The following is an 18,172-nucleotide window of genomic DNA, read 5'->3' on the forward strand; positions in this document are numbered from 1 at the left end:
TTCGTTCTCTTCGTGTTCGCGGTCCGGCGGTGCCGGGTGCGGTCACCAGCGTCCGGTGCGCGCCTGGAGTACCGACAGTGCCGCCACTCCGGCCGTGGAGGTCCGTAGGACCGAGGGCCCGAGTAGGGCCCGTACGGCGCCGGCCTCGTCGAAGGCGGCGAGTTCGGCGTCGGATACTCCTCCCTCCGGCCCCACCACCAGGACGATGCCTCCGTCGTGGGGGGCTTCGGGGAGGGTGAGCGTGGAGAGCCGTTCGGCGCCGTCCTCGTGCAGGACCACGGCCAGATCGGCCGCGGCGAGCAGTTCGGCCGCGCCCTTGCGGTCGACCGGTTCGGTGACCTCGGGCATCCGGGCACGCCTGGCCTGTTTGGCGGCCTCTCGAGCGCAGGAGCGCCACTTGGCCAGGGCCTTGGAGCCTCGATCGCCCTTCCACTGGGTGACGCAGCGTTCGGCCGCCCAGGGGACGACGACGTCGACCCCGGCCTCGGTCATCGTCTCGACCGCCAGTTCGCCGCGGTCCCGTTTGGGCAGGGCCTGGATCACGGTGAGCCGTGGTCGCGGCTCGGGTTCGTCCAGGCGTTCGGAGACTCGGCAGAGGAGGGTGTCCTTGCCGACGACCTCCACCACCTCGCAGCGGACCCGGAGGCCGAGACCGTCGGAGAGATCGACGGTCTCGCCCTCACGGATGCGTCGGACGGCGGCGGCGTGCCGACCCTCGGGTCCGTCGAGACGGATCAGGTCGGCGGCCAGGGCCCCGGTCTCCACCAGGAAGACCGGCGGCGTCACTTGTTCGCGCCGAAGGCGTCACGGATCTTGGAGAAGAACCCGCCGTGTCCGGGGCTGAATCGTCCCGGGTTCTGGTCCTCGCCGCGCAGTTCGGCGAACTTGCGCAGGAGGGCCTCCTGCTCCTCGTCGAGCTTGCCGGGGGTCTCCACGTCGACCCGGATGCGCAGGTCGCCCCGGCCTCCGCCGTCGAGGTGGGTGACGCCCTTGCCCGGCAGGGTGATCACGTGTCCGGAGTTGGTCCCCGGGCGCAGGTCGATGTTCTCGGTGCCGTCGAGGGTGTCGAAGGCGAAGGAGGCGCCCAGCGCCGCGGCCGTCATCGGCACGGTGATGGTGCAGTGCAGGTCGTCGCCGCGACGTTCGAACGTCGGGTGGGACTTCTGCACGATCTCCAGGATGATGTCGCCGCGCGGTCCGCCGTTGGGGCCGACCTCGCCCTCGCCGGCGAGCTGGATGCGGGTGCCGTCGTCCACACCGGCGGGGATCTTGACGGTACGGGTGACCTTCTCCCGGACCCGCCCCTCTCCGGCGCAGTCTCCGCAGGGGTTGGTGATGACCGAGCCCTGGCCCGAGCACTGCGGGCAGGGGCGCGAGGTCATGACCTGGCCCAGGAAGGAACGCGTGACCTGGGAGACCTCTCCCTGGCCGTGGCACATCTCGCAGGTGGTGCGGTGCGAACCGGCGGCCGTCCCCTCACCCTGGCAGGTCTCGCACAGGATGGCGGTGGGGAAGGTGATCTCCTTGCTCACGCCGAAGGCGGTCTCGACCAGGTCCAGTTCGATGCGGATCTTGATGCTGCGTCCGCGCCGGACCCGTTCGCGCGGCCCACGCCCACCGGGCTGGCCGCCGCCGAAGAAGGCGTTCATGATGTCGTCGAAGGCGAAGCCGCCCGAGCCGCCGAAGCCGCCGGCCCCTCCCCCGCCGCCCGGAGCGAAGGGGTCCTGGCCCATGTCGAACATCCGACGCTTGTTCTCGTCGGAGAGGACCTCGTAGGCCTGGGTCACCTCCTTGAAGCGCTCCTGGGTCGCCGGGTCCGGGTTGATGTCCGGGTGCAACTCGCGCGCGAGCCGCCGGTACGCCTTCTTGATCTCGTCCTTGGACGCGTCGCGACGCACCCCGAGAACCTGGTAATAGTCTCTGGCCACTGAGTTACTGTCCTGCCAAAATCTGTCCGACATACCGAGCCACCGCACGGACGGCGCCCATCGTCCCCGGGTAGTCCATCCGGGTGGGTCCCACCACACCGATCTTGGCCAGCGACTGGTTTCCCACACCGTAGTCGGCCGACACGATGGAGGTGGATCGAAGCCCCTCGTGGAAGTTCTCCGCGCCGATACGCACGGTGAGCATCGAGGGGTCCTTCGCCTCACCCAACAAACGGATGAGGACCATGTTCTCTTCCAGTGCTTCGAGTACGTCCCGCAGGCTCGCCGCGAAGTCGACCGCCGCGAGGTTGGCGGTGCCCGCCAGGACGATCTTCTCCTCGTGCCGCTCGACGAGGCTCTCCAACAGGACCGAGAGGACGGCGATCGCGAACGATCGGTCCTCCGGCGCGACCTGGGCGGGCAGGTCCTCCACCGCGTCGGGCACGTCACCGAGGTGTTTGCCGGCGATGGCGCGGTTGAGCATGGAGCGCAGGTCCTCCACCACGCTCTCGTCGACGACGCCGAGGCCGTCGATGACCCGCTGTTCGACACGGCCGGTGTTGGTGATGACGACCATCATGATGCGGTGGCCGCCGAGGGGTACGAGTTCCACGTGCTGGACCGACGAGCGGGTCAGCGACGGGTACTGGACGATCGCGACCTGGCGGGTGAGCTGCGCGAGCAGCCGTACCGTGCGAGCGACGATCTCGTCGAGGTCCACGGCGCCGCCGAGGAAGGACTCGATGGCGCGGCGTTCCGCCGCGGAGAGGGGTTTGACCGAGGAGAGGCGGTCCACGAAGAGGCGGTACCCCTTGTCCGTGGGCACCCGTCCGGCACTGGTGTGCGGCTGGGTGATGTACCCCTCCTCCTCCAGCGCGACCATGTCGTTGCGAATGGTCGCCGGAGAGACACCGAGAGGGTGTCGGTCGGCCAACGCCCTGGAACCGACCGGTTCGTTGGTGTTGACGAAGTCCTCGACGACGGCACGCAGGACCGCGAGCTTGCGCTCATCCAGCAACTCGCCACCTCCTGGCACTCCGTGGTCCTCAGTGCCGATTCTATGCCCGACCGCAAACCCGCACGGCTACTCGCCGGGGGCAACGTCCGGGACGCCCTCTCTTCTTCCCGGTGGATCGGCGACCTACCGCACACGGTCGCCGGAGCACCGATCCTCTCACCAGTACACTGCACCACCGTGGCTACCAAGGGAACCGGTCGGTACGGCCGAGACGTTCTGGCGGAGGATCGACGACGACGCGGCGCGAGCGTGGTGCCCGAGGTACCGCTCGCTCGCGACCTGGTCGTGGAGGACGTCGAGGAGACGTTCTGTGGGGCCGTGGTGGCCTGGGACAAGGCCACGGTGACCTTGGAGGATCGGGCCGGTCGACGGCGGGTGTTCGATCTGGAGCCGGCCGCCTTCTCCCTGGAGGGGCGCACGGTGACCCTGGTGCGTCCTCGTGAGGCGCCCAAGGGGCCGTTGCGCAGCGCCTCGGGGTCGATCGCGGTGACCGACGCCCGTGCTCGTACGGCCAGGGAGAGTCGGATCTACGTCGAGGGCGCCCACGACGCGGAGCTGGTGGAGAAGGTGTGGGGTCACGACCTTCGTGTGGAGGGTGTGGCCGTGGAGTTCCTGGAGGGCGTGGACGATCTGCCCTCGGTGGTGGCGGAGTTCTCCCCCGGACCGGGGCGGCGTCTGGGCGTCCTGGTGGACCATCTGGTCCCGGGTTCCAAGGAGAGCCGGATCGCCGAGCGTGTCCAGGGCGAGGACGTGCTCGTGGTGGGGCATCCGTACGTGGACGTGTGGCAGGCGGTGCGCCCCGGGGCGGTGGGGATCCGGGCCTGGCCCGAGGTCCCTCGGGGGCTCCCCTGGAAGGAGGGGGTGGTCTCCGCGCTGGGTTGGCGGATGGAGACGGGCGAGGCCTGGCGGCGCATCCTCGGTTCGGTCCGCGGTTACGGTGATCTCGAACCCTCCCTGTTGGGGCGGGTCGAGGAGCTCATCGACTTCGTCACCGGCCCCCACCCCCTGGAAGACTGAGGTCCCGGGCGCCGTCGTGGTGTGTCCGCCCGACGTCCCGACCGTCGAACCGAGGAAGAGCATGAGCGAGACCCCGTCGAACCCCCCGTCCCCGGACGAGCCTCGGGGGCAGTGGCCGCCGCACCGGGACCAGAGAGGTGGTCCGGGGGCCTCTCCCGATCCGGGAGGTCCGTCGGGCGGGCATCCCGCGCCCCCTCCGCAGCGACCTGAGGGTTCTCCCCGTCCGGCCCCGCCCGCGGCCGGTGACCATCACACCCTCGGACGGCGGCCTTTGATGGGCGGGCGCCCGGACTTCGCCCCTCCGACTCCGCCCGTGCCCCAGGGGCCCCGTCAGGATCACCCGGCTCCGGCGCCACATCACCCGTCGGGCGGGCACCCCGCGCCGACCCCTCAAGCTCCCCAGGGCGCTCCGGTTCAGGGGGGACACCCCGGCCAGGGCGCGCCCCACCCCGTGTCCGCCGCCCCCGCGCCGGTCGGCGGTGGCCGCGACGTCCTGGCGGCGATGCTCGCCCACCTGTCCGGTTTCGTGTTCGCCTTCCTCGGTTGGATCCCACCGCTCGCCGTCTACCTCGCCGAACGCGAGCGTTCCCCGTTCGCGCGGCATCACGCTGCGGAGGCCACGAACTTCCAGCTCACCCTGCTGATCCCCTATCTGCTCTCGGGGGTGCTCTACGTCGTCCTGGGGCTCTTCCTCGGGGGTCTGGCCTGGATCGGCCCTCTACTCGTCGCCCTGATCTGGCTCGTGGCGATCGTCCTCGGCGTGATCGCGGCGTCGGGGGCGAACAACGGGGCCTGGAACCGCTACCCGTTCGCCCTCCGTCTCCTGAAGTGACCCTTGCGCCATGGGATCCATCGCGGGGTCCGCGGAACGTGCCGGCGGGCGACGTGTCGGTGACCGGCCGTACCCTTCTTCCGGAACACCCTCGAAAGTCGTGGTGTCCGTGTTCATTTCCGGTTTCCGCGCGGCCTCGAGGCCGAAGTACTCTCGGAACCGGCAGGTAGACCCAGTTCCCGCACCTCAAGGATTCCAGTCATGTCCTATCCCGGAAACCCCTCACCCGAAGATCCCTACGGTGGGCAGAACCAGGGCGGATACGGCGGGTATCCGCCGCCGCAGGGGGGACAGCCCTCCGGTGGGTATCCGACTCCGGGGCAGCCCGGCGGGTATCCGCCTCCCGGCCACCCCGGCGAGCACCCTCAGCAGGGCGGGTACCCGCCCATGGGCCACGAGCAGGGCGGTTTCCCGCCCCCCGGGCAGGACCAGGGCGGCTACCCGCCCCCTCCCGGTGGCTACGGCGGCTACGGCGGTTACGGGCCCCACCCCGGCGCGGCGGCCTCCTCCGCGACCACCGGTCAGCCCAACGCCGACGAGCGCAGCATGGGTCTGATCTCCCACCTGGGCGGTGGCCTCCTCGGCCTCCTGGTTCCGCTGATCATGTACCTGATCAAGAAGGACGAGTCCCCCTTCATCCGCGACCAGGCGGCGCAGGCGCTGAACTTCCAGATCCTGATCCTGATCGTCTACATCGTCTCGTTCCCGCTCATGCTCCTGATCATCGGCTACCTCACCTGGTTCGCCGCGTGGGTGTGCGCGATCGTGTTCGGCATCATGGGCGGTATGGCCGCGAACAAGGGCGAGTGGTACCGCTATCCGTTCAACGTCTCCTGGATCAAGTAGTCCTCGACGTACGAGAGGGGCCCGGCCTCGCCGGGCCCCTTCGTCGTGTCCGTCGGGTCAGGTGAGGTCGCGGACCACGGCGTCGGCGAGCAGCCGTCCCCGTCGGGTCAGGACGGCGCGGCCCTCGGCGTGCGCGCGGGGGTCCAGGAGCCCGTCCGCGACCAGCCGTTCCGCGGCCGCCAGTCCGTGGGCGTCGAGCAGCTCCAGCGGGCAGCCGGACTCCACCCGCAGTTCGAGCAGGATCCGTTCGAAGCGGCGTTCGGCGTCGGTGAGGATCTCCCTCGCCTGGGCGGGGGTCTCTCCGGCGGCCAGGCGGGCCGCGTAGGCGGCGGGGTGCTTGACGTTCCACCAACGGGTCCCCCCGACGTGGCTGTGCGCCCCGGGTCCCACGCCCCACCAGTGACCGCCGGTCCAGTAGAGCAGGTTGTGGGCGCTGCGTCCCTCTTCGGTGCGCGCCCAGTTGGACACCTCGTAGGGCGTGTATCCGGCGGACGCGAGGGCCTCGTCCGCCATGAGGTAGCGGTCGGCCATGGCGTCGTCGTCGGGTTCGGTGAGTTCGCCTCGGCGGACGCGGGCGGCCAGACGGGTCCCCTCCTCGACGATGAGCGAGTAGGCGGAGACGTGGTCGGGGCCGGCCCCGATGGCGGCCTCGAGCGAGGCGGCCCAGTCCTCGTCGCTCTCGCCGGGGGTGCCGTAGATGAGGTCGAGGTTGACGTGGTCGAACCCGGCCTCGCGCGCCCAGGTGACGCACTGTTCGGGGCGGCCCGGGGTGTGCCCGCGTTCGAGGACGCGCAGGACGTGCGGGCGTGCGCTCTGCATGCCGAAGGAGACCCGGGTGAACCCGGCCCGCCTGAGACGGCGCAGGTAGTCGGGGGTGACGGTCTCGGGGTTGGCCTCGGTGGTGATCTCCGCGTCGGGGGCGAACCCGAAGCGGTCGCCGATCGCGGAGACGATACGTCCCAGGTCCTCGGCGGAGAGCAGGGTGGGGGTGCCTCCGCCGACGAACACGGTGCTCACGCGAGGGCGGTCTCCGGCCAGGACGCGGTCGGCCGTCTCGATCTCGGCCACCGCCTGTCCGGCGTAGGTCTCCCGGGAGGCGGTGGCGGTGCCGTCCCGGGAGACGAGCTCGTCGGCGGTGTAGGTGTTGAAGTCGCAGTAGCCGCAGCGGGTGACGCAGAAGGGCACGTGGACGTAGAACCCGAGGGGTCGGTCCCCGAGCTCGGCGAGGGAGTGCGCGGGAAGGTCCCCGGTGCGAGGGACGGGTTCACCATCGAGGGCTACGGAAGGCATGTCCCCAGTGTCGCCGACCCTCCGTAGTGCCCCGACCGGTGTGTTCCGCCGGTCGAGCGGCCTCGGAGCCCCGGTTCAGCGGCCTCCGGCGACGCGTTCGGGGTCGCGGAGCGGAGGGTCCGCGAGCGTGGGGGCCGGCGGGGCGACGGCGGTCGAGCCGCGCACCACCAGTTCGGGGTCGAAGAGGTACTCGGTGTGCGAGACCGGGTGGCCGGCGATCTCGTCGCACAGGGCGCGGGCGGCGGCCATGGCCATGGCGGTGACGGGCTGCCTGACGGTGGTCAGGGGCGGGTCGGTGAAGGCGATGAGCTGGGAGTCGTCGTAGCCGACCACGGAGAAGTCCCGGGGGACGCGCAGGCCCCGCTGACGGGCGGCCCTGATGGCGCCGAGCGCCATGAGGTCGGATCCGCAGACCATGGCGGTGACCCCGCGTTCGATCAGACGGACGGCGGCGGCGTGTCCGCCCTCGACGCCGAACAGGGAGAGTTCGACCAGCCCGTCGCCGTCCAGTCCGTGTTCGGCCAGGGCGCGATGGAAGCCCTCCAGCTTGCGACGGACCGGCACGTAACGCTCGGGGCCGCTGGTGAAGCCGATGCGGGTGTGCCCCAGGGCGACCAGGTGGTCGACGGCCAGGCGGCCGGCCTCGCGGTCGTCGGCGGAGATGAAGGCGGCGGGGATGGCGTCGGCGTAGCCGTTGACCAGGACGATGGGCAGGCGTCTGGAGACCAGGGCCTGGTAGCGCTCGTGGGAGGCGCTGGTGTCGGCGTGTTTTCCGGAGATGAAGAGGATGCCCGAGACGTTGCGCTCCAACAGGAGTTCGACGTACTCGTCCTCCGATATCCCGCCGGGGGTCTGGGTGCACAGCACCGGTGTGTAGCCGCGTTGGGCCAGGGCGCTCTCCGCGGCCTGCGCGAACATCGGGAACACCGGGTTGTCCAGTTCGGGGGTGACCATGCCGACCAGGCCGGCGGAGCGTTGGCGCAACCTGGCGGGACGCTCGTAGCCGAGCACGTCCAAGGCGGTGAGGACGGCCTTACGGGTGTCGCCGCCGACGCCGGGCTTGTCGTTGAGCACACGCGAGACGGTGGCCTCGCTGACTCCTGCGTGCCGTGCGATGTCGGCTAGTCGTGGACCCATGCGCACAACTCTAGTGGAGATCGGCATCACATGACAGAAAGTTGACGGTAATCTTGCGCAAGAACTTGCAATCCTGATTGGGAAGGATCCCGTTGATGGAGCACAAGGCGCGTTGGTGGCGCGAGGCAGCCATCTACCAGATCTACGTGCGCAGCTTCGCCGACTCCAACGGTGACGGGGAGGGCGATCTGGCGGGCATCCGCGAGCGTCTTCCCGACCTCGCCGAACTGGGTGTCGATGCGATCTGGCTGACCCCCTTCTACGTCTCCCCCCTCGCGGACGGGGGCTACGACGTGGCCGACTACCGGGACGTCGACCCCAGGTTCGGCACCCTCGACGACTTCGACGCTCTCCTTCGGAGCGCCCACGACCTGGGCATCCGGATGATCATCGACGTGGTCCCCAACCACTCCTCCTCGGCCCACCGGTGGTTCCGCGAAGCGGTGGCGGCCGAACCCGGTTCCCCCGCCCGCGCGCGCTACATCTTCCGGGACGGCAAGGGCCCCGACGGGGAGGAGCCGCCGAACAACTGGAAGTCGATCTTCGGCGGCCCGGCCTGGACCCGGCTCCAGAGGCCCGACGGCACGCCCGAGCAGTGGTACCTGCACCTGTTCGACTCCGAGCAGCCCGACTTCGACTGGACCCACCAGGAGGTGCACGACGAGTTCGACGACGTGCTGCGCTTCTGGTTGGACCGCGGGGTGGACGGTTTCCGGATCGACGTGGCGCACGGGATGGTCAAGGATCCGGCGCTGCCCGACATCGACCCGGACGCCAAGGCCGATCTGCTCGACGGCAGCACCACACTGCCCTACTTCGACCAGGACGGTGTGCACGAGATCTACCGTCGCTGGTCGGCGCTGGCCGCCGAGTACCCGGGGGACCGCGCACTGGTGGCCGAGGCCTGGGTGGAGAACGCCGAGCGGGTGGCGCGCTACCTGCGCCCGGACGAGCTGCACCAGGCGTTCAACTTCGAGTACCTGACCGCCCCCTGGGACGCGAACCGTCTGCGCGAGGTGATCGACGGTTCGCTGGCCGCCAATGGAACGGTGGGCGCGACCACCACGTGGGTGCTGTCCAACCACGACGTCACCCGGCACGTGACCCGGTTCGGCGATGGCGAGCAGGGGCTCCGGCGCGCCAGGGCCGCGACCCTGCTCATGTTGGCGCTCCCCGGTTCGGTCTACCTCTACCAGGGCGAGGAGCTCGGGCTTCCCGAGGTCACCGACCTGCCGGAGGAGTCCCTCCAGGACCCGACCTGGAAGCGGTCGGGCCACACCGATCGCGGTCGTGACGGCTGCCGTGTGCCCCTGCCCTGGGAGGGGGACGTCGCGCCGTTCGGCTTCGGTCCCGAGGGGAGCGAGCCGTGGCTGCCGGTCCCCGAGCACTGGGGGGAGCTCTCCCGGGCCGCCCAGCGCGGTGTCGAGGGTTCGACCCTGGAGCTGTACACCGCCGCCCTGCGGCTGCGCCGTGAGCTGGAGGCGTTGGGTGACGGGTCCATGACCTGGCTGGACTCGCCCGAGGGCGTTTTGTGCTTCGAGCGCGAGCCGGGCGTCCGTGTGGCCGTGAACCTCACCGAGGCGCCGGTCGAACTGCCCTTCTCCGGCGAGGTGCTGGTGGACTCCGGCCCCGGTGTGAAGACGACCGACGACGTCCTGCGTCTGCCCGCCGAGACCGCGGTGTGGCTGCGCGTGTGACGCACCCCGCGGGGTCCTCCCCTTCGGTGGAGGACCCCGCCCTTGCCCCATCCGTTTCCGGGGTGTTTCCACATCTTTATCCCTGACGTCTGCAAAGCCTTTCAAAGTTTGCAAGGAGTTGCTAACGTCACATCACCGAGCATGCCCCCGCGTTGGTGCCGACCCCTCGGCGCACCGCATGCCCGACCCCGACAGGCCCCCGGAAGGAAGACACCATGAGATCCAGCAGAGTGTCGGCGGTCGCCGGAATCGCCGCGATCGCGTTGACGGCGAGCGCGTGCGGCGACGGTGACGCCGGTGACACGAGCGCCCCCACCCTCGTCATCTGGTCCGACCCCGAGCGGGCCGACGCCGTTCAGAGCGCCGCCGCCGCGTTCGGCGAGGCCAACGGCATCGAGATCGACGTCCAGAACGTCTCCTTCGACGACATCCAGGGCGACGTCGTCAACGCCCACCAGGCGGGCAACGCCCCCGACATCTTCGTCGGCGCCCACGACTGGGCCGGCAACCTCATGCGCAACGGCACGGTGCAGCCGATCGACCTGCCCGCCGACCGCGAGGCCGCGCTGGACGAGACCGCGTTGGAGGCCATGACCCTGGAGGGACGGCTGCTCGGCGTTCCGTACACGCAGGAGAACATCTTCCTCATGCGCAACACCGAGCTGGCGCCCGACGCCCCCGAGACCTTCGAGGAGCTCGTGGAGATCGGCACGGGGCTCAAGGAGGCCGGAGAGGCCGAGGAGGTCCTGGCCATGGCGGTCGGCCAAGAGGGCGACCCCTACCGGATGAACGCGCTCATGACCTCCGCCGGCGGCTACCTGTTCGGGCAGGACTCCGAGGGCGACTGGGACCCCGAGGACCTGGGCATCGGCTCCGACGAGACCATCGAGGCCATGGAGCTGATCGCCGAATACGGCGAGGCCGGCGAGGGCGTGCTGCGCCGCTCCATCGACCTGGAGAACGAGGCGGCCCTCTTCTTCGACGGGAAGGCCCCCTTCTTCGTGGCGGGCCCCTGGACCATCGGCGACGCCGAGGCCTCCGACATCGACTACGAGATCAGCGCCATCCCCGGCTTCGAGGGCAAGGACCCCGCGGCCCCCTACATCGGCTACCAGGCCTTCTTCGTGACCGACGGCAGCCCCAACAGCGCCCTCGCCGAGGAGTTCGTGGTCAACCACGTCACCGACCCCGACTTCATCCTCTCCCTGTACGAGGCCGACCCGCGAACCCCGGTCCAGCTCGAAGCCCTCGAGACGATCTCCGCCGAGAACCCCGCCATCGCCACGATGGCCGAGACCGGCGAGAACGGCATGCCCATGCCCAACATCCCCGAGATGGGCGAGACCTGGGACCCGCTGGGCATCGCCCAGGCCCGGATCATCGGCGGCGAGGACGTCCGTGAGTCTCTGGAGACCGCCCACGAGACCGTCGCCGAGCGGATCGGCGGATAAGGGTGGCGACCGACCGTTCCGGCGGCACGGGAACTCCCGCATCGGGAGCGACCGGCCGCCGGCATCCCGCGGAGAGAAGGTTCCAAGGCTCCCTCGGCGGCAGGATCGTCAAGATCCTCCTGCTCGGCCTGTTCACCGCCCTGGGCGTGTGGGCGGTCCTGCCGCTGTACCTGGCCGGCGTGTGGTGGGGCATCGGCCTCGTCGTGGCCGTGGTGGCGCTGGTCTACTACGTCTACCTCTCCGGACGCACCGTCCCCGCCAAGTACCTGGTGCCCGGCGTCCTGTTCCTGATGGCCTTCCAGATCTTCCCGGTGCTCTACACGATGAGCACCTCGCTCACCAACATGAGCGACGGGCATCGGGGGTCGAAGGAACAGGCGATCGCCTCCATCGAGGCGTTCTCGGTGGTCCGAGAGGACGACTCCCGGGAGTTCGCCCTCACCGTCGCCACCACGGGCGACCCCGACACCGGCGACCTGGTCTTCCTCCTCACCTCGCCCGAGGGAGACACCTACGCCGGTACCGAGGAGGGGCTGAACGAGCTCATCGGAGCCCAGGTCGACCCCTCGGGCCGGGTCACCGGCGCCCTCGGCTACACGATCCTGACACCCGCGCAGGTCAACGAGCGCAGCGGCGAACTCCAGGAGTTCGCGGTGCCCACCGACGACGGCTCCGGCATCCGCTCCAGCGGACTGTCCACCGCCTTCGAGGGCACCGCCGTCCGCGTCTACGACCAGGCCTGCGACTGTATCGAGGACACCGAGACCGGCACGGTCTACCACGCCGACGACGAACGGGGCGCCTTCTACGACGAGGACGGACGACGGCTCGCCCAGGGTTGGCAGGTCGGCGTCGGCCTGGACAACTTCTCCCGGTTCCTGCTCGACCCGTCCTTCGCCTCCTCCTTCTTCGGCACCCTGGTGTGGAACATCGTCTTCGCCGCCTCGGTCACCTTCCTGGTGTTCGTGGTGGGTCTGGCGGTGGCCCTGACCCTGCACGTTCCGAAGATGCGCGGCAAGACGTTCTACCGGGTCCTGGTGATCCTCCCCTACGCCATGAGCTCGTTGGCCATGTACCTGTTGTGGCGGGACATGTTCAACGTCGACTTCGGTCTCTTCAACCGGATGCTGGGGTTGCAGGTCGACTGGCTCGGGAACGTATGGGCCGCTCGGGCCGCGGTGATCCTGACCAACGTCTGGCTGGGCTACCCGTACATGTTCCTCGTCGCGACCGGCGCCCTCCAGGCCGTGCCCCGCGAGCTGGGCCAGGCGGCCCGGTTGGACGGCGCGGGCCCCTGGCAGGCCTTCCGCCACGTCACCCTGCCCCTGCTCATGGTCGCCATGACCCCGATCCTCATCGCCACGTTCGCTTTCAACTTCAACAACTTCAACGCGGTATGGCTGGTCACCAGGGGCGGGCCGTACGGTTCGGAGGGCACCGCCGCGAGCGGCGCCACCGACCTTCTCATCACCTACACCTACCGACTCGCGTTCAGTGAGGCCACCGCCCAGTACGGGTACGCGGCCGCGCTGTCGGTGATGATCTTCCTGATCGTCTCGGTGATGTCGGTGACCGGTCTGAGCAGGACCAAGGCCCTCCAGGAGGTGGACCGATGAGCGTCCCCGACACCACCGTCCGCCCCGTCCACCGGCGCTCCACCACCGACCGGTTCCTCCTATGGGCCGGCCGACTGGGGTGGCGCCACGCCGTGATGTGGCCCGTGGTGATCTTCGCGGTCTTCCCGGTGCTGTTCGTGGTCTCGGCCGCGCTGAACCCGATCGGCACGCTGAGCGGCTCCCGGCTGTGGCCGACCGGGGCGAGCATGGCCAACGCCCAGGACCTGTTCCAGAACACCCCGTTCGCCACCTGGTACGTCAACTCCCTGTTCTTCGCCATCGGGAACGCGGCGATCACCGTCCTACTGTCCGCGCTGGCCGCCTACGCCTTCAGCCGGATGCGGTTCAAGGGGCGACGCGTGGGACTGATCGGGCTCCTGGTCATCCAGATGTTCCCCCAGTTCCTGGCGATCGTGGCGATCTACCTGATGTTCTCCGACCTCGGAGAGCTCTATCCGGTGATCGGCTTCGACACCCGGTGGGGGCTGCTGCTGGTGTACCTGGGCGGCGCCCTGAGTATCAACACCTGGCTCATGAAGGGCTTCTTCGACACCGTGCCCAGGGAACTGGACGAGTCCGCCCAGATGGACGGGGCCACGCACGCCCAGGTGTTCTTCCGGATCATGCTGCCCCTGGTCACCCCGGTGCTGGCGATCGTGGGGCTCCTGGTGTTCGTCTCCACCATCAACGAGTTCCTTCTGGCCAGCGTCTTCCTCCGAGACACCGGGGCCCAGACCCTGGGGCTGGGGCTGTACCAGCTCGTGGACTCCCAGCGCAACGCCAACTTCGGCATGTTCGCGGTGGGCGCCGTCATGCTCTCCCTGCCCACGTTGGCGGTGTTCTGGTTCCTCCAGCGCTACATCAGCGAGGGCCTGACCACCGGAGCCGTCAAGGGTTAGCGGGGCCACGGAGAACGGAACGAGGGGCGTCCCCGCGTCGGGGGCGCCCCTCGTCGTCTCGTGTGCCGTCCCGAGAGGGGACGGCGCACGAACAGGCACTACTTCTTCTTCTTGTCCTCGGCCGAACCGCCGTCGGTGGACAGCGCGGAGATGAAGGCCTCCTGGGGCACCTCGACCCGGCCGACCATCTTCATCCGCTTCTTGCCCTCCTTCTGACGCTCCAGCAGCTTGCGCTTACGGCTGATGTCACCGCCGTAGCACTTGGCCAGCACGTCCTTGCGGATGGCACGGATGTTCTCACGGGCGATCACGCGGGCACCGATGGCCGCCTGGACCGGAACCTCGAACTGCTGCCGGGGGATGAGCTCGCGCAGCTTCTTGGTCATCTCCACGCCGTAGGCGTAGGCCTTCTCCTTGTGCACGATGGCGGAGAAGGCGTCCACGGCCTCGCCCTGGAGAAGGATGTCGACCTTGACCAGGTCGGCGACCTGCTCGCCGATGGGCTCGTAGTCCAGCGAGGCGTAACCCTTGGTCCGGGACTTGAGGGCGTCGAAGAAGTCGAAGACGATCTCGGCCATGGGGAGCGTGTAACGCATCTCCACACGGTCCTCGGACAGGTAGTCCATGCCCTGGAGCTCACCACGACGGTCCTGGCACAGCTCCATGATCTGACCGATGTAGTCGGACGGGCTGAGGACGGTGGCCTTGACCATCGGCTCGTGGATCGAGTCGATCTTCCCGGTGGGGAACTCGCTCGGGTTGGTCACCACGTGCTCGGCGCCGTCCTCCATCTCCACCCGGTAGATGACGTTGGGCGCCGTCGAGATGAGGTCGAGGTTGAACTCGCGCTCCAGGCGGGCGCGGGTGATCTCCAGGTGCAGCAGCCCCAGGAAACCGCAGCGGAAGCCGAAGCCCAGGGCCGCGGAGGTCTCGGGCTCGAAGTTCAGGGCGGCGTCGTTGAGCTGGAGCTTGTCCAGCGCGTCGCGCAACACCGGGTAGTCGGTGCCCTCGATCGGGTACAGACCCGAGAACACCATCGGCTTGGGCTCCTGGTAGCCGGAGAGCATGTCCTCCGCCGGCTTGGCCAGGGAGGTGATGGTGTCACCGACCTTGGACTGGCGCACATCCTTGACGCCCGTGATGATGTAACCGACCTCGCCGACGCCCAGACCACCGCACTTGGTGGGCTCGGGCGAGCTGACGCCGATCTCCAGGATCTCGTGGGAGGCCCGGGTCGACATCATCTGGATGCGCTCACGCGGGCTGAGCTTGCCGTCCACGACACGCACGTAGGTCACCACACCGCGGTAGGTGTCGTAGACCGAGTCGAAGATCATCGCGCGGGCCGGGGCGTCGGCATCACCGACCGGCGGCGGAATCTGGGCGACGATCTCGTTGAGGAGGGCCTCCACGCCCTCGCCCGTCTTGGCGCTGACCTTGAGCACGTCGGAAGGCTCACAGCCGATGATCCCGGCCAGCTCCTCGGCGTACTTCTCGGGCTGGGCCGCGGGAAGGTCGATCTTGTTGAGCACCGGGATGATGTGGAGGTCGTTCTCCAGCGCCATGTAGAGGTTGGCGAGGGTCTGGGCCTCGATCCCCTGCGCGGCGTCGACCAGCAGGATCGCGCCCTCGCAGGCGGCCAGGGAACGCGACACCTCGTAGGTGAAGTCGACGTGCCCCGGGGTGTCGATGAGGTCGAGCGTGTAGGTGAGGTCGTCCGCCGCGGTGAAGGGGATCCGCACCGCCTGGGACTTGATCGTGATGCCGCGCTCGCGCTCGATGTCCATCCGGTCCAGATACTGGGCGCGCATCTGGCGGTCCTCGACGACCCCGGTGATCTGGAGCATCCGGTCGGCCAGCGTCGACTTGCCATGGTCGATGTGCGCGATGATGCAGAAGTTGCGGATCAGCGCGGGATCGGTCCAGTTCGGCTGTGCCACCGTGCTCCGTTCGACAGGGGTCGGGTCAGGGTCGTGCGCGCCGGTGAGGGCGCCGCCCGCCGTGGCCTCGGGCGCACGGCATCCTTCATCATCCCATGGCGCCCGGACCGCCCTCACCGGATGTTTCCGGGAGGGGTACGGCAGTATGGGCGCGACAAGCGGATGTCGACGTCCAGGTTATGCGAACCGGCGACGGGAACGGGCCCGCCGGTGCCTTGGGAGAGCGGGTGACGTACGGGTGATGTGGTTTCTGAAACGGTTGATCGCCGGAGTGGCGGCGGTCCTGGTTCTGGTGGTGGCCGCGGGAGCGCTGCTGAGCCATCAGTACTCGGGGACGCCGCTGCCCTGGGCGGCCTCCCAGCAGACGGACGCGGCCTGGGTCGGTTCCTGGGAGGACACCGAGAGCCTCGCGGCGCTCCTGGACACCGGTGGTGTGGACACCCTGTACGTGTACGCGGGCGACGTGGCCGACGACGGGACCGTCGAACGCGTTCCGGAGACCGACGCCCTGCTGTCCTGGCTGGACACGCGCCATCCCGACGTGCGCCCGCTGGCCTGGCTCCGGTACGTGGAGACCGGCTCGTCCCTGATCCGCGACCGGTTCCCCGCCGAGGCGCGGGAGATTCTGGCCCCTCGCGTGGCCGAGGTGGTCGAGGACGGCTTCGCCGGCGCGCACCTGGAGATCCGCCCGGTGACGGTCAACGATCCGTCGATCCCCACCCTGATGGAGATGGTCCGCGAGGAACTGGGCGAGGAGCCCGTGCTGTCGCTCCAGGCCCAGCACGTGGAGCTGCTGCCCGGTGGCCGCATGCCGTCCTTCATCGCCGGCGGCGAGGAGAAGTACTGGTCCAAGGGCTATCTGGAACGGGTCTCGCGGCACGCCGACGAGGTCGTCCTTCCCGGTGTGGACGCGAACATGCCCACCGGCGGTATGTACGGCGGTTTCATGGTGCGCCAGGTGACCGAGTCGGTGGCGGCGCTCCAGGGCCGGGAGGACCTGACCCTGCGGTTCGGCGTTCCCACCTACGAGAACGAGGAGTGGGGACCCGCGAGCTCCGAGGAGAACGCCATGACCGCGATCGCCGGCGTACGGCTGGGACTCTCCGAGGCCGAACCCCCCGAGGAGATGGGCCGGGGCGTGGCCCTCTATCTGGCGGACGAGGCCGACGAGGACGACCTGGAGGCCTACCGGAACGGTTGGCTGTCACTGGCTCCGTGATCCGAGGTGGTCGACGCCTCGCGGTACGGGGCCCGAGTGGTCCGTCGAATGCGGCATACTGAGAAGTCCGTGTCTCGGACTTCCACGTTCGAATTTGAGCCCTGTGGACTCACACACCCTGCGTCGGCGCCCACGCGCGCCCCTCACGGATCGGCTGCCCGTGAGATGAGCCGTCTGTTCGACCGACGCGATGATCAGAGCAACTGGAGCACGTTTTCGCATGGCGAACATCAAGTCGCAGAAGAAGCGCATTCGGCAGAACGAGAAGGCCCGTGTCCGTAACCAGGCCGTGCGCTCTTCCCTGAAGACGGCCGTTCGTAAGTTCCGCGAGGCCGCCGAGGCCGGGGACGTCGAGAAGGCCACCGTGGCGCAGCGCGAGGCCGCCCGCGCCCTGGACAAGGCGACCAGCAAGGGCGTCATCCACAAGAACCAGGCCGCGAACCGCAAGAGCGCGATCGCCAAGCGCCTGCACTCGATCCAGTCCGCCTGAGGACCGAGCGATCCGAGCTTCACAGGGCCCGGTCTCCCCACGGGGAGGCCGGGCCCTCGTGTTCCCCCGCTCGGGGAGAACCCGGTCGACGGTCTCGGCCCGGTGAGTTGTCCACAGGGAGGAATCGGCCGGTGACAGAGGCGGACCCCGCTCTCTAGCGTTGTTCCATGACCGTTCCGCGCCGGTCACGGCGCCGTCCCTCCGTGCCGTCCCCCGAGGAACGTCTCCGTTCTCTCGGTCTGCGCCCGCCTCCGCACTCCCCACGTCCACGCGCTCTCCCGTGCCCACCCTCCCCCGCCCGGTCCGAGGCCGGTGTGCCGTGCGCCCCCTACTCCCTTCCGGGGACCACCTCCCCCTATCGGCCGCCTCCGAGGCATGAGGACGATCCTCCGGAGCGTCCCGACGGCCTCGTCGCCGAGAGGCACCCGATCTCCGAGCCGCGCGAAGGTCGCGCTCCCCGGCCCGAGGGCGCGCTTCCGGACGAGGGGGCCCGGATCGAGGGCCGCACGGACGAGATCCCCACCCCGCGTCCCGAGGGCGGGCCCTCGGGCACGTCCGGCCCCTCCCCCGAGCCCTCCTCGGCCGACCCCCGCGAGTCCCCTGAGGCCGCCCCGCGGGGCTCGGAGGTCATCGAGGAGCCCATCACCGAGAGGCTCACCCCCGGACCCGGACCCTCGAACGACCACCCGCCCCGCACCCGAGCGACGCATCCGCACCGGGGGACTCCACCCCTCGAACGCCCCACCGACCGACGGACCACCTCCCCCGGTACGGAGGGCCCCGAAGAACCCA

Annotated in this window: 15 protein-coding genes; 9 read left to right on the plus strand and 6 right to left on the minus strand. The window is 69.5% G+C overall.

Features of this window, described 5'->3' with window-relative positions; genetic code table 11:
* Nucleotides 1-42: 42 nt before the first annotated feature.
* From TR33_RS02615 to hrcA, 3 genes are read right to left on the minus strand one after another with little or no spacing between them, the layout of a single operon-like run.
* Complete coding sequence (locus TR33_RS02615) at nucleotides 43-786, minus strand: 16S rRNA (uracil(1498)-N(3))-methyltransferase (protein ID WP_042281130.1); 744 nt, start codon at nucleotides 784-786, stop codon at nucleotides 43-45.
* Nucleotides 783-1,928, minus strand: a complete 1,146-nt coding sequence (gene dnaJ / locus TR33_RS02620) for a molecular chaperone DnaJ (protein WP_014908589.1) — start codon at nucleotides 1,926-1,928, stop codon at nucleotides 783-785. Before dnaJ ends, TR33_RS02615 begins: the two co-directional genes overlap by 4 nt.
* 4 nt (nucleotides 1,929-1,932) lie before the next feature.
* The gene (gene hrcA / locus TR33_RS02625; RefSeq protein ID WP_014910672.1) at nucleotides 1,933-2,946 is read right to left on the minus strand and encodes a heat-inducible transcriptional repressor HrcA; all 1,014 of its coding nucleotides are present in this window, start codon (nucleotides 2,944-2,946) and stop codon (nucleotides 1,933-1,935) included.
* 177 nt (nucleotides 2,947-3,123) lie between these two features.
* Here hrcA and TR33_RS02630 point away from each other — a divergent pair, with 177 nt between their 5' ends.
* The 3 genes from TR33_RS02630 to TR33_RS02640 all read left to right on the plus strand — a co-directional run bounded on the left by TR33_RS02630 (nucleotide 3,124) and on the right by TR33_RS02640 (nucleotide 5,641).
* Nucleotides 3,124-3,963, plus strand: coding sequence for a DUF3097 domain-containing protein (locus TR33_RS02630; protein ID WP_042281133.1), 840 nt, complete (start codon nucleotides 3,124-3,126; stop codon nucleotides 3,961-3,963).
* A 451-nt stretch (nucleotides 3,964-4,414) separates the two neighbouring features.
* Entirely contained in the window at nucleotides 4,415-4,795 is a 381-nt protein-coding gene (locus TR33_RS02635) for a DUF4870 domain-containing protein (RefSeq protein ID WP_084570180.1), read from the plus strand.
* A 201-nt stretch (nucleotides 4,796-4,996) separates the two neighbouring features.
* Nucleotides 4,997-5,641, plus strand: coding sequence for a DUF4870 domain-containing protein (locus tag TR33_RS02640; RefSeq protein WP_042281135.1), 645 nt, complete (start codon nucleotides 4,997-4,999; stop codon nucleotides 5,639-5,641).
* 57 nt (nucleotides 5,642-5,698) lie between these two features.
* Here TR33_RS02640 and hemW read toward each other — a convergent pair whose 3' ends face one another.
* Entirely contained in the window at nucleotides 5,699-6,931 is a 1,233-nt protein-coding gene (gene hemW, locus TR33_RS02645) for a radical SAM family heme chaperone HemW (protein ID WP_014909662.1), read from the minus strand.
* Nucleotides 6,932-7,006: 75 nt separating this feature from the next.
* A complete protein-coding gene (locus tag TR33_RS02650) occupies nucleotides 7,007-8,068 on the minus strand; it encodes a LacI family DNA-binding transcriptional regulator (protein WP_042281138.1) in 1,062 nt (353 codons plus the stop codon).
* 95 nt (nucleotides 8,069-8,163) lie between these two features.
* Between TR33_RS02650 and TR33_RS02655 the strand changes: the two genes are divergently transcribed.
* From TR33_RS02655 to TR33_RS02670, 4 genes are all read left to right on the plus strand, one after another.
* Nucleotides 8,164-9,765, plus strand: a complete 1,602-nt coding sequence (locus TR33_RS02655; protein ID WP_026124942.1) for a glycoside hydrolase family 13 protein — start codon at nucleotides 8,164-8,166, stop codon at nucleotides 9,763-9,765.
* A 215-nt stretch (nucleotides 9,766-9,980) separates the two neighbouring features.
* Nucleotides 9,981-11,216, plus strand: a complete 1,236-nt coding sequence (locus tag TR33_RS02660) for a sugar ABC transporter substrate-binding protein (protein WP_026124943.1) — start codon at nucleotides 9,981-9,983, stop codon at nucleotides 11,214-11,216.
* Nucleotides 11,217-11,218: 2 nt separating this feature from the next.
* A complete protein-coding gene (locus tag TR33_RS02665; RefSeq protein WP_017534193.1) occupies nucleotides 11,219-12,832 on the plus strand; it encodes an ABC transporter permease subunit in 1,614 nt (537 codons plus the stop codon).
* Nucleotides 12,829-13,731, plus strand: a complete 903-nt coding sequence (locus tag TR33_RS02670) for a sugar ABC transporter permease (RefSeq protein WP_014909673.1) — start codon at nucleotides 12,829-12,831, stop codon at nucleotides 13,729-13,731. Before TR33_RS02665 ends, TR33_RS02670 begins: the two co-directional genes overlap by 4 nt.
* A 98-nt stretch (nucleotides 13,732-13,829) precedes the next feature.
* Here the strand turns inward: TR33_RS02670 and lepA are convergent, their stop codons facing one another.
* Nucleotides 13,830-15,671 (minus strand): translation elongation factor 4, encoded by a 1,842-nt coding sequence (lepA, locus tag TR33_RS02675; protein WP_014912000.1) that lies wholly within the window; start codon nucleotides 15,669-15,671, stop codon nucleotides 13,830-13,832.
* A 241-nt stretch (nucleotides 15,672-15,912) separates the two neighbouring features.
* Here lepA and TR33_RS02680 point away from each other — a divergent pair, with 241 nt between their 5' ends.
* Both TR33_RS02680 and rpsT read left to right on the plus strand, forming a co-directional pair.
* Complete coding sequence (locus tag TR33_RS02680) at nucleotides 15,913-16,890, plus strand: hypothetical protein (RefSeq protein WP_042281141.1); 978 nt, start codon at nucleotides 15,913-15,915, stop codon at nucleotides 16,888-16,890.
* A gap of 220 nt (nucleotides 16,891-17,110) precedes the next feature.
* Nucleotides 17,111-17,380 (plus strand): 30S ribosomal protein S20, encoded by a 270-nt coding sequence (rpsT, locus tag TR33_RS02685; protein WP_014912146.1) that lies wholly within the window; start codon nucleotides 17,111-17,113, stop codon nucleotides 17,378-17,380.
* Nucleotides 17,381-18,172: the final 792 nt, after the last annotated feature.

The sequence above is a fragment of the Nocardiopsis alba genome, from assembly GCF_000710955.1.
Taxonomy (GTDB): domain Bacteria; phylum Actinomycetota; class Actinomycetes; order Streptosporangiales; family Streptosporangiaceae; genus Nocardiopsis; species Nocardiopsis alba.